The sequence below is a fragment of the Mesorhizobium sp. M0618 genome, assembly GCF_040320765.1.
Classification (GTDB): domain Bacteria; phylum Pseudomonadota; class Alphaproteobacteria; order Rhizobiales; family Rhizobiaceae; genus Mesorhizobium.
The window spans coordinates 61,783-78,685 of the sequence record NZ_JAMYQH010000022.1; the positions used below are offsets into that span (position 1 = coordinate 61,783).

Sequence of the window (16,903 nt, forward strand, 5' to 3'; positions counted from 1 at the left end):
TATTGGAGTGATGCCCCCGAAACGCGGCGGGCATGTGACGCGAGCACCAAAAGGCTCGCCCGCGACATCAGATCTTATACAGGAACAAAACCAGAAAAGACAGGCATTTGTTCAACACGAAACAGTGTGTCACGGTGAAGTGAACAATGTCAGTCAGGTTTTTTGATGGCTTGTTGGTGACGGGTTCAGAGTTCGCGGAGGCCGCCGACGAGTTCCTCCATGTCCCTCGGTAACGGCGCCTCGAACCTCATCGTTAGATGGGTAGTGGGGTGCCGAAATGCAAGGAGCCAGGCATGCAAAGCTTGCCGGGGAAATGCCTTGACCTGACTTTTCAAGGGTTCGGGCAGCCGGTTGCCCTTGGTGCGGAAGGCCTGGCCATAATCGGGGTCGCCGATCACCGGATGGCCGATATGTGCCATGTGGACCCGGATCTGGTGGGTGCGGCCGGTCTCCAGCCGGCATTCGACCAAGCTGGCCGTGGCGAACTCCTTTTGGCTCTCGCCGAAACGCTCCTGCACGGCGAAGTGGGTGACCGCATGGCGGGCGTCGTCGCGTCCTTCCGGCACCACGGCACGGCGCACCCGGTCGGCGGCGCGGCCGAGCGGCGCGTCGACCCTTCCGGCCGGCCTCTGCGGTATCCCCCAGACCAGCGCCAGATAGGCACGTTCGAGATCGCCGGTCAGGCCGTGATCGGCGAAGGCTTCGGACAGCGACTTGTGGGCGCGGTCGGTCTTGGCGACGACCATGACGCCGCTGGTCTCCTTGTCGAGGCGGTGGACGATGCCCGGCCGGCGCACGCCGCCGATACCTAAAAGACTGTCGCCGCAATGATGGATCAGCGCGTTGACCAGCGTGCCGGTCCAGTTGCCGGCGCCGGGGTGCACGACAAGCCCGGCCGGTTTGTTGATGACGATCAGCTCGTCGTCCTCATAGAGCACGTCTAGCGCGATGTTCTCGCCCTGCGGCTCCGCCGGCTCCGGCTCCGGCATGGTAACCGACACGCTTTCGCCCGGCGCCATCTTGCGCTTGGTCTCGTCGACAGGCTTGCCGTCGACCGAGACCGCGCCCTGCCTGATCAGCATCTGCACGCGGCTGCGTGATATGTCCGGGCCAAGGCTTGCGGCCAGCCACTGGTCGAGGCGCAGGCCGGCCGCATCCGCGCCCGCCACCAGCACGGTCGGTACCGCCTCTATCAATTCGGGGGCCTCTTCGCTATGAGCGCTCATTGAAAAACCGTTCCGGAACTGTTTTGCCATGGCCAGCCCGATCGCCGAAGAAGACCAGGATAAGCCGCTCGACCCCGAGGTCGAAAAGGTGCGCAGGAAACTCGTCCGCTTCGTCGGGATCAATCTCGGCCTGCTGTTCCTCGCCCTTATGGTGGTGATCGGCGCCCTTGTCTACAAAGCGCGCAATGCACCGCCGGCGAACCCGCCGCTGGCCGGCGATATCCAGACACCCGCCGGCGAACCGGTCAGCGGCGACATCGTGCTGCCGGTCGGGGCCAAGGTGGTCAGCCAGTCGCTGTCCGGCAATCGTGTCTCGATCGATGCCGAGCTTGCCGACGGCAGCCGCACGATCTTCGTCTACGACATCACCGAGCGACGCCTGATCGGCCGCTTTGCGATCCGCAACAAGTGACCGAGCCGCAACGATGAACGGCAGCAGGCCAATGAGCAAGCCACAGGCATGATCGGGTTCGCCGAACGTCGACGCGTCGCGACCGTCGCCCTGGTCGTCGCCAGCTATGACGAGGCGATTGCCTGGTATGTCGAGCGGCTGGGGTTCCTGCTCATCGAGGATGTCGATCTCGGCGGTGGCAAGCGCTGGGTCACTGTGGCACCGGCCAGCGGCCAAGGCGCCAGGCTGCTTCTGGCCGAAGCTTCCGACGAGGCACAAAGCAAAAGTATCGGCAACCAGACCGGCGGGCGTGTCTTCCTGTTCCTCGAAACCGACGACTTTGCCCGTGACCACGCGGCGATGCTGGAAAAGGGCGTCGAGTTTCGCGAAGCGCCGCGCTTTGAGCCCTATGGCACGGTGGCGGTTTTCGCCGATCTGCATGGCAATCTCTGGGACCTGATCGAGCCGAAACGCTAGGCTTGCGCACGGCTTTTCCCCGATACGACAAAGCCGGCGAAGCCCAGTTGCTTTTTCCCAGCGCTCAGCCTATATCGCCGGTTCTTGAACGCGCCCATCGTCTAGCGGTCAGGACACCGCCCTCTCACGGCGGGAACAGGGGTTCGATTCCCCTTGGGCGTACCAAGCTTGTCTCCACCAATCGCTCGATCCTGGCTACGTTCGTGGCTTCTGGCGCAGTGGGCCCGATTGCATTAGCATCGCGTCATGGGTCCTCGGGCACGGCTCCAGCGGCGCGCAGAACGCCCGGTGTTGGGCGGATCCGGACGGGCAGTCGATGCCTCGGGAGGAAGGCCAATGCAGAAGCTGCAATCGCAGGGCGTCCATCACATCACGCTGGTCGGCGCCGGGCGCCAGACCTCTATCGATTTCTGGGAAGGCGTGCTCGGCATGCCGTTCATCTTCGAACAGCCCAATCTCGACAAGCCGAGGGAAAGCCACCTCTATTTCGATCCTGGCGACGGCCGGCTGGTCACCATCTTCACCGACGAGAGCCGCACACCAGAGAAGCGGCGCACGCCGACCGATCCGGGTTGTGTTCACCACATCGCCTTTTCGGTGTCGCGCGTCACCTTCCTGCAGGCGGTCTCCCGGCTTGACGAGCGCGGCATCAAGCACAGCGGCGTCAAGGATCGCGGTTTCATGGATTCGATCTATTTCGAGGATCCGCTCGGCCTGCTGATCGAGTTGGCGTCCTACCGCTTCGAACCGCCGGCGGGCTTTGCCCATGCCGACGTGCTGATGGAAGCGCACAAGATCCGTGTCGCGCGCGGCGACTACAACATCGCGGAAGTGCATCTCGCCGATGCGATCCAGGCGCTCGTCGAGCGCTCCCGCGCCACCTTGTCGGAGGACCGGGCAGCGAAGAACCCATACTGAACAGACCAGAGGGAGGAATAAGATGGCCAAGACAGCGACGAAGACTGCCGGGGAATCCGCGGCCAAAGCTGCCGCCAAGCCGGCGGCGAAAGCTGCGGCAAAGCCAAAAGCCAAGGCGGCCGCCAGGCCTGCGGTGAAGGCGACGGGAAAAGCCGCGCCCAGGGCCAAGGCCAAGTCGGCCAAGAAGCCGGCGCTGAAGCTCAGCATGCTGAAGCCCAGCGTCAACAACATGACCGTGCGGGTGTTTGCGCGCGCGGCCGGTTTCGACCATGCCGAGACCGATGCCTGGGGCCACACCCGTTCGCCGGAATTCATGGCGCGAAATCCCGCCCATTTGACACCGATGATCGAGGACAAGGGCCTCCCCAGAGGCGTGCTGTGGGAAAGCTGCGCCATCATGCAGTATCTCGCCAACAAGCACGGGCTGGAGAAATTCTATCCAAAGGCGCCGGCCAAGCGGGCGATGGTCGATAGTGCCATGTTCTACCTGATCGGTACGCTCTACCCCTATGTGGCGCGCGCGACATATCCGGCGCTCGGCTTCCCTCATTATGCCGGCGAGGTCGGCCACAGCGACGCGCACCCCGACAGGAAGTCGGAGGCCCAGAAGGCGGCGATGGCCGCGATCGCCGAGCCGCTGGAGGTCTTCCACAGCTTCTTCAGGGACGGCAAGCCGTTCATCGGCGGCAAGCATCCTTCGATCGCCGATATCCGGCTGGCGGCGACGCTCGAATTCCTGGCCGTCGTCGACTATTCCCTGCCCCGATGGGCGAAGGACTATGTGGCGGCGATCGAGAAGACGCTCGGCAAGGCCTATAGCGAGCCGGCCGGCGACGTGCGCGGCTATATCGCGCATGTGAAGTCGCAGGCCAAGGCCTGAGGTTAAGGATGCGTTAACCAAAGCCCTGTCTACTGCGGGGCAATTCGCTTTCGGCCCGCGACCACGGATGTACTGGCGCAGAACGTCGTAGCGATAGGAAAGGTCGGCGCAATGCCGGCCTTTTTGCTTTCGCACGCGGTCTCTTTGTTCAACGCAATTCCGAAGGGAAGCGCCATGCGCTTTCCCCGGGAAAACCGTTTCACACTTTTCCTGGAATTGCTCTATCGCCGGGCGCGATCGAGCAGTGATCAGGCCACGCAAGCCTCGGCCGCTGTCGCTTTTTTGGCGTCAACTTTTGCGGAGAGATATTGTCATCGCCGGCGTTGACCCTACCATCCATTTCGGCAGTCCGGCATGGATTGTCGGTCAGGCGCGAAATGAGGGCTGGCGATGAAAAGCGTTGCGAAGCGGGTTGCGGTTGTGGGTGTGATGCTGGCGAGTGCTGTTCATCCTTCAAATGCGGCTGAACTGAACACAATGAACGATGTCGGCACCGCCATTCAGGCATGCTGGACACCGTCGGCGGATGCCGGAACCGCCAGCGTCACCTTGAGCTTCAGCTTCAAGCGGGACGGCACGCTAATCGGCCCACCGAGGCCGACAGCCATCAAGGTGGAAGGCGATGCCAAGGCGAAGAAATTGTTTGTCGACGCCGCAACAACCGCCTTGCAGAATTGTCTGCCCCTGACCTTCTCAGCGAAGCTGGCGCAAGGGATCGCCGGCAACGTGTTCACATTGCAATTCGCTTCTCCAAAATAGGCGCTGCCGCTCAGTGGTGACTGCGCCTTGCCTCGGCATGCCGGGCAAGATCGGGCATCTCGAAGACGTAGTCGCTCCAGGCTGATTCAGGAACCTGGCCGGCCAGATAGCATTCCAGCAACAGGCTCTGCTCGGGATTGAGTGGCCTTGGCGCGCGCTGGTCCAGCCCCAGCGAGTGAAACAGGTTTCTTGTCAGGTCCGAGACGGTGAAGTGGATCGACATCTGCAATCTCCCTTTGGTCCTTCAACGCGGAAGGCTCGGCAAAGGTTTCGAACGCCTGGCGATAATGGCGCATTGATCTCGGTCCGTTGCGTTGCAAATCCTCGGCCATGGTCAGGCTTGCGCTTTCTTTCGAGGTTCGTCTCAATCTTGAAATAAAAATGTAATATCGAATTTACATGAGGTGACGTATTACAATAGACAATAGGTGCTTCAGATTGAAACTCTTTAGATTATTAGAAGTTACTCATGTAGCTGAAGCTTGCTGAAGTCATGGGCTCTAAATTCCAGGTTCTCCGCAAAAAGGACCAAGTTGTCCCGATGATCCGTTTCTGGCCTTCCATGGTGATCGCATTTATTTCGCTGGCGGCAGTTTTGTTCGGTACGCTTTCGTCCTACGCGGACAGCTGCGGCGCGATCAGAAGCCAGTTGCTTTCGGCTGGCCGCAGCGGCGGGGCGAGCCCGGAGCTTGCCCAGTTGCGCCGGCAACTTGCAGCCATCCAGACTATCGAGAGACAGCGCCAGTGCACGGCGAAAAGTTCGCTTGGTGGTCTCTTCAACGCCTGCGCCGATCTCGCCAGGAGCCGCTCGGATGTGCAGCGCCGGATCGCTGCCGCTGGGAATTCGGGCCGCGACACAGCGGGCCTGCAGGCGCGCCTCGTCGCGCTTGGCTGTGCGCCTTCGGCAAAGCAACGGCCTGTCCGCGCCGCGCCCAGCACCCAATCGGCGAGCACCACGTTCGCCGGCAATGCGATGCTGTTTTGCGTGCGTCTGTCGGACGGGTATTTCTTCCCGGCGCCAAAGTCGCAATTCGCCGCCAGCGGCGATCTTAAGGAGACGGTCGATCAATGCCGTTACATCTGCGATGACCCCAGCGTCGACCTCTACACGTTGAGCGACGCCAGCCTCGAAACCGACCAGATGACCGCGCTCGACACGCGCAAACCCTATACCGAGCTGCCGGCAGCCTTCAGATATCGCGATGATGCGAATTTCAAGGCATGCGACGTCAAGCGCTACTACCAGCGGGTCACCGAACTGCGAGCCAGGACTGTGACGCCCGCCAACATGCGCAACGCCATTATTCCGCTGCCAACGGCGAAGCCGGATCTCGGCACGGTTGCGGCCGTCGCCGGGATCGATGCCGAAGCCCCAGGTGCCGCCCAGCACCTTTCGATCGAGGCCGGCGAGTGGCCGGTGCGCGTGGTCGGCCCGGCATTTTTCCCGGCCGAATGATCGCCGGTCTTCCTCGATTGGCGATCACCGGTGGCGGCGTGCCTGCTGCGATGCGGTTGCGCGATCCCTCTGGAACAGAGGGGCACTCACGGCGTTGTGATCGACATCAGCCGGGAGGAACGCCGTGGCTACGTTCAGGGAAATGCGGTTGCTGGAGATCGTCGAAGACGACTTGCTGACCACCGAACAGAAAATCGCCGAACTGCGCGAGATCGAATCCGAGGCGCGTGGGTTGCAGCGGGCTGCCTCGGAGGGTCCAATGGACGACGATGACGGTTGGCAGGAAGATCTGCGTCAGGTTCGTCTTGCACTCGACAAGCTCGGAGCGAAGGAGCCGAAAAAAGGCGCTGCTTCCCTGTGAAGGCCGGGTCACCGAGCTATCCGCGGATCGCGTTTTGTTTGATCGAATCCCGCTTTTAGGACCAAGCTCCAATCTAATCGCAGACCATGCGAGCTCTCTTGCCAGGCTCGCTGACGTTCCTGCAGGTCAGCGATTTCGCCGGCGCGGATAGGGACGCCGACGCAGGCAACCTCGTCTGGTGCCGTCTCGGTGCGGCATGGCTGACCTTGCGCTCGGAAAAACGCCGGGGCGGCTGCGGCGCCACCGGAAAAGCGCCGTTTTCGACCTCGGCTTGCCCATAGTCGACATTCGGTGGCGGCCGGTCCCAGAAGCGCCGGACATCGAGCGGCCTTGGGATGACGACCGTGCCGTCATAACTGCGCGAGCAACCGCCGCCGAAAAGCAGCGCCAGCCCCATGAAAAAAGGCACAATCCGTCCAAGCATCAGCAATACCCCTGCCGTTGCTTATATAGCGGGTTCGACCCTGCCGACAACCGGGCGGATGAAGCAGACCCTGCCGCCCAATCCTGTCTAACCAACCGTTAAGGTTAGCGGATCCTTAATGCTTCTCGGGCACATTCCGCCGACGAACCGCGGAGGAGGGTTCGGCCTTGGTTTTCGGGGTGGGGACGGCATGGCGGAAGCGAACGAAACAATCGGCGCGCGCGGCAAGCGCGGGCCTCGCAGATCCACAGCGCATGGCGATGATGCATCATCGTCCGCCTCCTGCATGGATTCGAACGATGCGCTTCGCCAACTCGTTGAAGCCGGTTCCGACTGGGTCTGGGAGACCGACGCCGAACTGCGCTTCTCCTGGCTTTCGCAAAATTACCAGGCAGCCACGGGCATTGATCCGGCAAACGTGCTCGGCCGGTTCCGCTTCGACTTCCTCAACCAGGTCCTGAACGGCGATCGCAGTGGCGCCGCGCATCTGGAGGATCTGCAGGCGCACCGGCCTTTTCGCGACTTCGTCTACGAACTCAAGGGTGGCAACGCTGACTGTCGCTGCGTCTTGACGTCAGGCTTTCCGAAGTTCGACGACGAAGGAAGATTTGCCGGTTATCGCGGCATCGGCCGCAACGTCACGGCACTGGCGGGCGCCTTCAAAGGTCCGGGGCCGGGACCATCGGCCGACGGCGAGCCCGACCAGCATCTTGCCGACCTCGAGCGGACGATGGACGCCATGCATATGGGCGTCGTGCTTCTCGATGCCAGGCTCGACACGCTGATCATCAACAAGGCCTATCGCGACCTCTCGAGGATTCCGGACGGCGCTGTTAGCGTCGGCGCTCCGTTCAGCCTGTTGATGGAGCTCAACCGCCGCAGCGGCATCTATGGCGACATCGACGAACGGCAATGGCAGCGCTACCTTGCCGCTCGTCTCGACGAGATTCGCGCCGGATCCGTCGCGCCGCGCGAATTCGTCCATGCCAACGGCAGGACGATGATGTTCTCGGTGACGGCGCTGTCAGGCGGCAAGCGGCTGTTGACCTATTATGAGGTCACCGAGATGAAGCAACGCGATGCGGAGATCAAAAGCGCGAACGCCAAGATCGCCGAGACCTTCGCCAGTCTCCGCAGCATGGTCGACCAGATGCCGATCGGTGTCCTCGTCCTGGACGCCAATATGCGCGCCGAGATCATCAACCGTGCTTTCTATGATTTCTGGCAGATCGACGCCCGGCGCGCCGAGATCGGCTGCAGCTTCCGCGATCTGATGGACGCCAGCCGCGACATCGATCCGTTTGGTGCCGACGATGCATCATGGCAGCGGCATGTCGCAGAGCGCGAGGCGGAAATCAGGGCCGGGGTCGCCGCCTCGCGGCAGTTCCCGCGCAATGACGGCCGCACCCTGATCTCGTCGATGGCGCCGCTGGCCGGCGGCAAGCGGCTGATCTCCTATGTCGACGTCACCGACATGAAGGACCGGGAGGCCGAACTTGCCGACGCGCTGGAGAAGGCGCGGCTGGCGGAGGCGGTGATCAACGCCGTCAAGGATCCGATCTTCGTCAAGGACGACCATCTGCGCTTCGTCTTCGTCAACGAGGCGTTCGCTGCTCTGTTTGGCCAGACGCCGCAAACCATGCTCGGCAAGCCCGGCGGCGATTTCCTCCCGGCGAACGCTGTCGCGCTTTTCGAGCGGAGCGAAGGTGAGGTCCTTGCGACCGGGCGGCCGTACGAAGTGGAAGAGAATTTCGAGGTCGATGGCGCCAGCCGATCGCGCATCGTCAGGAAGAGCCGCGTCGGCATGGCCAGCGGCCGCAACTATGTTGCCGGCTTCCTGTTCGACATTTCCGACATGAAACGCCGCGAGACCGAGGCGCAGGATGCGCGCAAGCATCTCGCCAGCGTCCTTGAATCCTTGCCGGCCGCCGTGATCATCTACGATAGCGACGACAGGTTCGTGTTCGCCAACCGCAAGATCCAGGATACGCTGCCGGCCTTGAAGCCGGCATGGCAGCCCGGCTGCACATTCCGCGAGGCACTCGTTCTGGGCCATGCGAACGGCTATTTCCGCAACAGCGGCGATCCACAAGTCGACCAGCTCTACGACAGCGACCATGACCGCTGGCTGGATGCGATCCTCGCCCGCTACCGCTTGCCCAATTCCTGCTACGAGCGTCATAACCCCGACGGCCGCTGGTACCAGGTCTACGACATGCGGACCGATGACGGCACCTTCATCGGTGTTCGCGTCGACATCTCCGAGATCAAGAGCCGCGAGGCGGCATTGCGCGATTCGATGCGCCAGATCGACCTGTTCCGGCACGTGATGGACGAGTTGCCGGTGGCCGCCTTCATCAAGGCGCAGGACCTGAGCATCGAATTCGTCAACAAGGCCTGGTGCGCGATCACCGGCTTGGCCAAGGAGGATGTCATCGGCCGCACCGACCGGCAGTTGTTCGGTGCGCAGGACGCCGATGGCTACAGCCATGACGACACGCAAGTCGTCGTGACGGGCGCCGTCAAGGAGGTCGAGGAACCCGTCACCCATAGCGACGGTACGGTTCGGCAGTTGATGACGCGCAAGAGCCGCCTGGTGACGCTGGACGGGTCGGTGCATCTGGTCGGTTCGAGCACCGACATCACCGACGTCAAGGCGCGCGAGCGTGCGCTGGAAGAAAGCATGCGCGAGAACGAGGTGTTCCGCAGCCTGATCGACAACGTGCCGGTATCGATCTACGCCAAGCGCTCCGATCTGAGGCAGTTCTATGTCAACAAGGGCTGGTGCGATCTCACGGGCTTCCGCAAGGAAGAGGCTATCGGCAAGACCGACATCGAGATTTTCGGGCCGGATGGCGAGGCTTTCGTCAATGGCGACCTCGCCGTGCTGCGCACCGGCGAAACCCAGGAGGTCGAAGAGACGGTGACGTTGGCCGACGGCAGCGTCAGGCATCAATTCGCCCGCAAGGGCGCGATGATCGCCTCCGACGGCTCGCTCTATTTGATCGGCTCGACCACCGACATCACCGAGCTGAAGATGCGAGAGGCCGAACTGCGCGAGGCGCGTCAGCGCGCCGTGCTCGCCGACCGCGCCAAGTCGGAATTCCTCGCCAATATGAGCCATGAGATCCGCACGCCGATGAACGGCGTGCTCGGCATGGCCGAACTGCTGGCCAAATCGGACCTCGACCCGAAGCAGAAGACGTTTACCGACATCATCGTGAAATCGGGCAATGCGCTGCTCACCATCATCAACGACATCCTGGACTTCTCCAAGATCGATGCCGGTCAGTTGGTGCTCGATCCGGCGCCCTTCAATCTGGCCGAGGCGATCGAGGATGTAGCGACGCTGGTGTCCACACGGGCCAAGGAAAAGGACCTCGAGCTGATCGTTCGTGTCGAGCCTCGGCTCGAGAGCCTGTTCGTCGGCGATGTCGGCCGTATCAGGCAGATCGTCACCAACCTGCTCGGCAATGCGGTGAAATTCACCGATGAAGGCCATGTGCTGGTCGACGTCACCGGCGAGAGGGTTCCAACCGGAACGAAGCTGACGATCTCGGTCACCGATACCGGCATCGGTATCCCCGAGGAAAAACTGAAACTGGTGTTCGAGAAATTCAGCCAGGTCGACACCTCTTCGACGAGGCGACACGAGGGGACCGGTCTCGGCCTCGCCATCACCTCGCGGCTCGTCGAGCTGATGGGCGGCGATATCGGGGTCGAAAGTGCGGAAGGCAAGGGCTCGACTTTCTGGTTCTCGGTGACGCTGCCGAGGGCCGGACAGCAGAACGGGCAACGCATCATGCCGATCGACGTGACCGGTGCGCGTGTGCTGATCGTCGACGACAATGCCGTCAACCGGGCGATCCTGACCGAACAGATGACATCGTGGACGTTCGATTCCTGCGCGGCCGAAAGCGGCGCCGAAGGCCTCAAGGTGCTGATCGCCGCCGCAGCCTATGGCGTGCCGGTCGACTGCGTCGTGCTCGACTACCAGATGCCTGAAATGAGCGGCGCCGAAATGGCGCGGATCGTGCGCAACACCGCCGGTCTTGCCGGCACGCCGATCATCATGCTGACCTCGGTCGACCAGTCGCTCGCCAACACCAGCTATCGCGATCTCGGCATCGATGCCCAGCTGATCAAGCCGGCGCGCTCTTCGGTGCTGCTGGAAACGCTGGTCGCCACCATCCAGCGGCATCGCCACAATACTGGCGACACGCAGCCGCTCGCGGCCGACACCACTCCAGGCAATGTTGCACGGCCGCAGCCCTCGGCACCGTCCGAACAGCGTGCGCTGCTGCAGCCGCCTTCGATTCGCCCCCGGCCACCGGTGGCGGCTGGCGGCGACAGGCTGGACATCCTGGTGGCCGAGGACAATGAGGTGAACCAGATGGTGTTCACCCAGATCCTCGGCGAGACCGGTTATGGTTTCGAGATCGTCGGCAATGGCCGCAAGGCGCTCGACGCCTTCGGCCGGCTCAACCCGTGCATGATCCTGATGGATGTCTCCATGCCGGAGATGAACGGTCTCGAAGCGACCGCCGCCATTCGCCGGCTGGAGGAAGAAACCGGCACGCATGTGCCGATCGTCGGCGTCACCGCGCATGCGCTGAAGGGCGACCGCGAGCGCTGCCTGGAGGCAGGCATGGACGACTATCTGCCCAAGCCGATCAGTCCCCGGGCGTTGCTCGAGAAGGTCGAGCGCTGGGTCGGCGCCAGCCGGCAGGCTCAGCGCAACGCCGGGTAAGCCGGCTCTGCCCGAGTGCGGGGAACGCGGCGAAGATTCGCGCCCCTGTCAGCGGCCAAGACTATGGCGCGATCGCACCATATCAAAGGCGGCATCCAGCCGAGACAATGGCTACATTCGAATTCCGCTCTTCCCAGTTACGGGCGGGAGCAGCGACCGCCGGCATGAGACAGCGTCAACCTACCCCAACGGACCTGTTTTCGGCGATGGCCCGGCCACGACACCGTCTGGCTGAGAGCAACGCGCTCCCGTCCGGCTTTTCTTCACAGAGGCCGGCTGGTCCCAAATCGCCGGCCAGCCTCGGCTGAATAGAGCAAGTCCCTGATTCCGGTGACAAAGCCGGGCTGCGTCGGGAGTGCCGGCCAGGCGGCATTCTGCTCATCCCGATGAAGCGTTACCGGGGTGACATCAAACTGTCATGCGACTGTTATAATCGAAGGCTATTGGCCTCAGCGGGCGCCGACTGACGAGCGCCGAGAGACCATCTTCCGAACAGGAGCAGGCCACATGAAGAAATTCCTCTATACGGCGTCGGCCGCTGCGCTTGCGCTCGCCGCGTCGTCCGGCTTCGCCGCCGCGCGCGACCAGATCCAGGTCGCCGGGTCATCGACCGTGTTACCTTATGCCAAGATCGTTGCCGAGCAGTTCGGCGAAACGTTCACCAACTTCAAGACCCCGGTCGTCGAATCCGGCGGCAGCGGCGCCGGCATCAAGGAATTTTGCAAGGGCGTCGGCGAAGACACGATCGACATCGCCAACTCGTCGCGTCCGATCAAGGCGGACGAACTCAAGTCCTGCGCCGACGCCGGCGTGAAGGAAGTCCAGGAAGTCCGGATCGGCTATGACGGCATCGTCTTCGCCACCGACATCAAGGGCCCGGACTGGGCGCTGGTTCCCGCTGACATCTACAAGGCGCTCGCGGCCAAGCTGGTCGTTGACGGCAAGCTGGTCGACAATCCGAACACCAAGTGGAGCCAGGTCAATCCGAAGCTGCCCGACTGGGACATCGCCGCCTACATTCCGGGCGAAAAGCACGGCACGCGCGAAGTGTTCGAGACCAAGCTCCTCGATGCCGGCTGTGACAAGGCTGCTCTCAAGGCTGCCGGCATTGCCGACGACAAGGAAATCGGCAAAACCTGCATCGCCATCCGCAAGGACGGCAAGGCCGTCGACATCGATGGCGACTATACCGAGACGCTCGCCCGCATAGACTCCAACAAGACCGGCGTCGGCGTGTTTGGCCTCGCCTTCTATGAGAACAATGCCGACAAGCTGAAGGTCGCCACCGTGGAAGGCATCGTGCCTTCGACCGAGACGATCGCCAGCGGCAAGTATCCCGTCTCGCGCCCGCTGTTCTTCTACGTCAAGAAGGCGCATCTGGGCGTCGTTCCCGGCCTCAAGGAATATGTCGAGTTCTTCCTTGACGACCAGATGGTTGGCCCGGAAAGCCCGCTCGCCGAATACGGCCTCGTTGCTGCACCGGATGCCGAGCGTCAGGCCCAGCGTGACGCTTTCGCCGCCGGAAAGTCGATGTAATCAGCTGCCGAACCGGGGTGCGGGCCAATCCCGCGCCCCGGTTTCATCGCAGGCCGCAATGGCGGCTGCGTAAGAATTTCTCTTGGGGTGGGTCCATGTCGTCCTTGCTCGTACTGGCCATCGTCGTTGCCGTCGGCCTGGTTGCCTTTTTCATCGGCCGGCAACGTGCCGCGGCCCAGGACAATGGCAAGGTCAAGCCGCATTCGCGCGCCCATTATCATGGCTGGTGGGCCTTCCTGCTCGCCGTTCTGCCTGCTCTTTTGCTGCTTGCCGTCTGGACCGTCGGGTCTTCCATCTATCTGGACCGACACATTCACGCTGCCTTGCCCGAGCGCACCGTCGACAGCAAGGTTGCCAGTGAGGCACTGGACGTCAGCCTGGTAAAGAGCCTCGCCAGGGGCCTGCGCAAACTCGATGCGGGCACACTGGCCGCAATGCCTGCCAGCTTTGCCGAGTTGCAGCCGCTGCTCGCCGCCAAGGGTGTGGCACTGGCGAGCGACACGCAGGATTACATGATCCCGATCGCCGTCGAGGCGAACAAGGTCCAGGACCGGCTCGGCCTGTTCGGCGCCATTGTCATTCTCGTTTCCTCGATCGCCGGCGCCTTCTATGCGCTCAGGCAGATCGAGCCGCGCGCCAGGGCACGCAACAATGTCGAGAGGCTGATGCTGTGGGGGCTGCTTGCCGCCTCCACCATCGCCATCCTGACCACCATCGGCATCGTGCTTTCGATGCTGTTCCAGACGATCACCTTCTTCGAAAGCGTCTCGCCGATGAGTTTCTTCTTCGGCACCGTCTGGGATCCGCGTTTTGCCGCTGCCGGTTCGGGCGGCAGCCAGGGCCAGTTCGGCCTGATCCCGCTTCTTGCGGGCACGCTCTACATCGCCGCCGTCGCACTGCTGGTTGCGGTGCCGGTGGGGCTGATGTCGGCTGTCTACATGGCCGAATACGCAACGCCCAGGGTGCGCTCGGTGGTCAAGCCGGCGCTTGAACTGCTGGCCGGCATACCGACCATCGTCTACGGCATCTTCGCCGTCGTCACGCTTGGGCCATTCCTGCGCGACCTGTCCGCGGCACTGACCGGCGGTTCGCCCTTCATCCAGGGCCAGAGCATCTTCACCGCCGGCCTGGTCATGGGCGTCATGCTGATCCCGGTCGTGTCCTCTCTTTCGGACGACATCATAACCGCGGTGCCGCGCGCCATGCGCGACGGGTCGCTCGGCCTCGGCGCGACCCGCTCCGAGACGATCAAGCGGGTGATCCTGCCGGCTGCACTGCCCGGCATCGTCGGCGCCGTCCTGCTGACTGCCTCGCGCGCTATCGGCGAAACGATGATTGTCGTGCTGGCGGCGGGCGTCGCCGCCAACCTCACCATCAACCCGTTCGAGGCGATGACGACCATCACCGTCAAGATCGTCAACCAGCTCACCGGCGACCTCGAGTTCAATTCGCCGCAGACGCTGGTCGCCTTCGCGCTCGGCCTGACGCTGTTCGCGCTGACGTTGGTGATGAACATCGTCGCGCTCTACATCGTGCGCAAATATCGGGAGCAGTACGAATGACCGACATTTCCATGGATACGATGGTCAGGGCGGCGGCCCATCCGCGCCGCGACATCGGCCTGAAGGCCCGTTACGCTGCCGAGCGCCGATTCCGCATCTATGGCGTCGTGGCGATTTCCGTAGGCCTGGCGTTCCTGGCAATCATGCTGATCACCATCGTCTCGAAAGGCTACACCGCCTTCTGGCAGACGACGGTATCACTGCCGATCTCGTTCGACGAGAAGGTGATCGATCCTTCCGGCAAACGCGCAACCGATCCGAGCGTTCTGATCAAGGCGAATTATCCCAAGCTCGCCGAAAACGCGCTGGTGGCCAAGCTCGGCATCAATCCCGACGACAAGCCGGCGATCAAGCAGCTCAAGGGCTTCCTGTCGGAAGGCGCCCGCGTCCAGTTGCGCGACATCGTTGCCGCCGATCCGTCCGTGATCGGCACGACGCGCGACGTCAACATCCTCGCCGCCGCCAATCTCGACTCGGCTTTCAAGGGTCAGATCGACCTCAGCGTCGAGGAAGCGCGACGCAAGGTCTCGGACCAGCAGATCACCTGGATGAACAAGCTCAAGGCCGAGGGCGCGATGGCCGAGCACTTCAACAGCGGCCTGTTCACCTACGGCGCCTCCAGCCGCCCGGAAACCTCGGGCATGGGCGTGGCGATCATCGGCTCGTTCTATATGATGGTGATCGTGTTGCTCCTGGCGCTGCCGATCGGCGTCGCCGCCTCCATCTATCTGGAGGAGTTCGCCAAGAAGAACCGTTTTACCGACCTTATCGAGGTCAACATCAACAATCTGGCCGCAGTGCCGTCAATCGTCTTCGGCTTGCTCGGCCTCGCGGTGTTCATCAATTTCCTGGGCATGCCGCGCTCTGCCGCCTTCGTCGGCGGCCTGGTGCTGACGCTGATGACGCTGCCGACGATCATCATCGCGACGCGAGCCGCACTTGCAGCGGTGCCGCCGTCGATCCGCTCGGCAGCTCTCGGTCTTGGCGCCTCCAAGATGCAGATGGTGTTCCAGCACATCCTGCCGCTTGCCGCGCCCGGCATCCTCACCGGCACCATCATCGGTCTGGCGCGTGCGCTCGGCGAAACCGCGCCTCTGCTGCTGATCGGCATGGTCGCCTTCGTCGCCGATCCACCGACGACGCCTTTCGATCCGGCCACCGCGCTGCCGGTGCAGATCTATATGTGGGCGAACGAGGCCGAACGCGCCTTCGTCGAGCGTATGTCCGGCGCCATCATCATCCTGCTCGTCTTCCTCATGGCCATGAACATCACCGCGATCGTGCTTCGGCGTCGGTTCGAGCGGCGCTGGTAGAAAAAAGGCATCTTGGTATGAACATCATGACCGAACAGTCCCTTGAAAACGCAGTGGGCGACAAGATGAAGTCGAACGAAGTAATCAAAATGCGCGGCGACAAGGTCGGCGTGTTCTATGGCGAGAAGCAGGCGCTGTTCGACGTCGATCTCGACGTCCGCCTGAACCAGGTGACGGCGCTGATCGGCCCCTCCGGCTGCGGCAAGTCCACCTTCCTGCGCTGCCTCAACCGCATGAACGACACCATCGATTCAGCACGGGTAACCGGCAAGATAACGCTCGACGAAGAAGACATCTACGACAAGAACATCGATGTCGTCGAACTCAGGGCGCGCGTCGGCATGGTGTTCCAGAAACCCAATCCGTTCCCCAAATCGATCTACGAGAACGTTGCCTATGGTCCGCGCATCCACGGATTGGCCAAGCGCAAGGCCGACATGGACCAGATCGTAGAGTCGAGCCTGAAGAAGGCGGCGATCTGGAACGAGGTCAAGGACCGTTTGCAAGAACCTGGCACGGGTCTTTCCGGTGGCCAGCAGCAGCGTCTGTGCATTGCACGCGCCATCGCCGTGTCACCCGAGGTGATCCTGATGGACGAACCGTGTTCGGCGCTCGACCCGATCGCCACCGCTCGCGTCGAGGAACTGATCGACGAACTGCGTCAGAACTATACCATCGTCATCGTCACCCATTCGATGCAGCAGGCAGCGCGCGTGTCGCAGCGCACCGCGATGTTCCATCTAGGCTATCTGGTCGAGGAGGGCGCCACCGACAAGATGTTCACCACCCCCGACGACAAACGCACCCAGGACTACATCACCGGCCGGTTCGGCTGAGCTCAGGCATACGA

The 16,903-nt window shown here is 62.6% G+C and carries 15 protein-coding genes and 1 tRNA gene; 13 read left to right on the top strand and 3 right to left on the bottom strand.

Annotated elements, in window-relative coordinates; translation table 11 throughout:
• Positions 1-185: 185 nt before the first annotated feature.
• Positions 186-1,226 (bottom strand): RluA family pseudouridine synthase, encoded by a 1,041-nt coding sequence (locus NKJ04_RS22345; RefSeq protein ID WP_352677399.1) that lies wholly within the window; start codon positions 1,224-1,226, stop codon positions 186-188.
• A 28-nt stretch (positions 1,227-1,254) separates the two neighbouring features.
• On the opposite strand from NKJ04_RS22345, the gene NKJ04_RS22350 reads away from it, so the two are divergent.
• The 6 genes from NKJ04_RS22350 to NKJ04_RS22375 all read left to right on the top strand — a co-directional run bounded on the left by NKJ04_RS22350 (position 1,255) and on the right by NKJ04_RS22375 (position 4,651).
• Entirely contained in the window at positions 1,255-1,638 is a 384-nt protein-coding gene (locus NKJ04_RS22350; protein WP_013529257.1) for a fimbrial protein, read from the top strand.
• A gap of 48 nt (positions 1,639-1,686) precedes the next feature.
• Positions 1,687-2,094, top strand: coding sequence for a VOC family protein (locus NKJ04_RS22355; protein ID WP_352677400.1), 408 nt, complete (start codon positions 1,687-1,689; stop codon positions 2,092-2,094).
• A gap of 90 nt (positions 2,095-2,184) precedes the next feature.
• Positions 2,185-2,259, top strand: a tRNA-Glu gene (locus tag NKJ04_RS22360).
• Between the two features lie 171 nt (positions 2,260-2,430).
• Positions 2,431-3,012, top strand: coding sequence for a VOC family protein (locus NKJ04_RS22365; protein WP_352677401.1), 582 nt, complete (start codon positions 2,431-2,433; stop codon positions 3,010-3,012).
• A gap of 22 nt (positions 3,013-3,034) precedes the next feature.
• Positions 3,035-3,892, top strand: a complete 858-nt coding sequence (locus NKJ04_RS22370) for a glutathione S-transferase family protein (protein WP_352677402.1) — start codon at positions 3,035-3,037, stop codon at positions 3,890-3,892.
• A gap of 390 nt (positions 3,893-4,282) precedes the next feature.
• The gene (locus NKJ04_RS22375) at positions 4,283-4,651 is read left to right on the top strand and encodes a UCP034077 family protein (protein ID WP_352677403.1); all 369 of its coding nucleotides are present in this window, start codon (positions 4,283-4,285) and stop codon (positions 4,649-4,651) included.
• Between the two features lie 10 nt (positions 4,652-4,661).
• Here NKJ04_RS22375 and NKJ04_RS22380 read toward each other — a convergent pair whose 3' ends face one another.
• Positions 4,662-4,874, bottom strand: a complete 213-nt coding sequence (locus NKJ04_RS22380) for a hypothetical protein (RefSeq protein ID WP_352677404.1) — start codon at positions 4,872-4,874, stop codon at positions 4,662-4,664.
• A gap of 318 nt (positions 4,875-5,192) precedes the next feature.
• On the opposite strand from NKJ04_RS22380, the gene NKJ04_RS22385 reads away from it, so the two are divergent.
• Together NKJ04_RS22385 and NKJ04_RS22390 are read left to right on the top strand one after the other, a co-directional pair.
• Positions 5,193-6,107, top strand: coding sequence for a DUF2865 domain-containing protein (locus NKJ04_RS22385; protein ID WP_352611785.1), 915 nt, complete (start codon positions 5,193-5,195; stop codon positions 6,105-6,107).
• Positions 6,108-6,231: 124 nt separating this feature from the next.
• Complete coding sequence (locus NKJ04_RS22390; protein WP_352677405.1) at positions 6,232-6,468, top strand: hypothetical protein; 237 nt, start codon at positions 6,232-6,234, stop codon at positions 6,466-6,468.
• Between the two features lie 73 nt (positions 6,469-6,541).
• Here NKJ04_RS22390 and NKJ04_RS22395 read toward each other — a convergent pair whose 3' ends face one another.
• The gene (locus tag NKJ04_RS22395) at positions 6,542-6,892 is read right to left on the bottom strand and encodes a hypothetical protein (RefSeq protein ID WP_023810980.1); all 351 of its coding nucleotides are present in this window, start codon (positions 6,890-6,892) and stop codon (positions 6,542-6,544) included.
• Between the two features lie 190 nt (positions 6,893-7,082).
• Between NKJ04_RS22395 and NKJ04_RS22400 the strand changes: the two genes are divergently transcribed.
• The 5 genes from NKJ04_RS22400 (at position 7,083) to pstB (ending at position 16,889) form a co-directional block, all read left to right on the top strand.
• Positions 7,083-11,642: a PAS domain-containing protein gene (locus tag NKJ04_RS22400; protein WP_352677406.1), complete on the top strand. Its 4,560-nt coding sequence runs from the start codon at positions 7,083-7,085 to the stop codon at positions 11,640-11,642.
• 507 nt (positions 11,643-12,149) lie between these two features.
• Positions 12,150-13,178, top strand: coding sequence for a PstS family phosphate ABC transporter substrate-binding protein (locus NKJ04_RS22405; protein WP_352611788.1), 1,029 nt, complete (start codon positions 12,150-12,152; stop codon positions 13,176-13,178).
• 95 nt (positions 13,179-13,273) lie between these two features.
• The gene (gene pstC / locus NKJ04_RS22410; protein WP_127295148.1) at positions 13,274-14,740 is read left to right on the top strand and encodes a phosphate ABC transporter permease subunit PstC; all 1,467 of its coding nucleotides are present in this window, start codon (positions 13,274-13,276) and stop codon (positions 14,738-14,740) included.
• Positions 14,737-16,053, top strand: a complete 1,317-nt coding sequence (gene pstA / locus NKJ04_RS22415) for a phosphate ABC transporter permease PstA (RefSeq protein WP_023810984.1) — start codon at positions 14,737-14,739, stop codon at positions 16,051-16,053. Before pstC ends, pstA begins: the two co-directional genes overlap by 4 nt.
• A gap of 17 nt (positions 16,054-16,070) precedes the next feature.
• On the top strand, positions 16,071-16,889 hold the full coding sequence (gene pstB, locus NKJ04_RS22420; protein ID WP_013529271.1) for a phosphate ABC transporter ATP-binding protein PstB: 819 nt from the start codon (positions 16,071-16,073) through the stop codon (positions 16,887-16,889).
• The last annotated feature ends 14 nt before the right edge of the window (positions 16,890-16,903 follow it).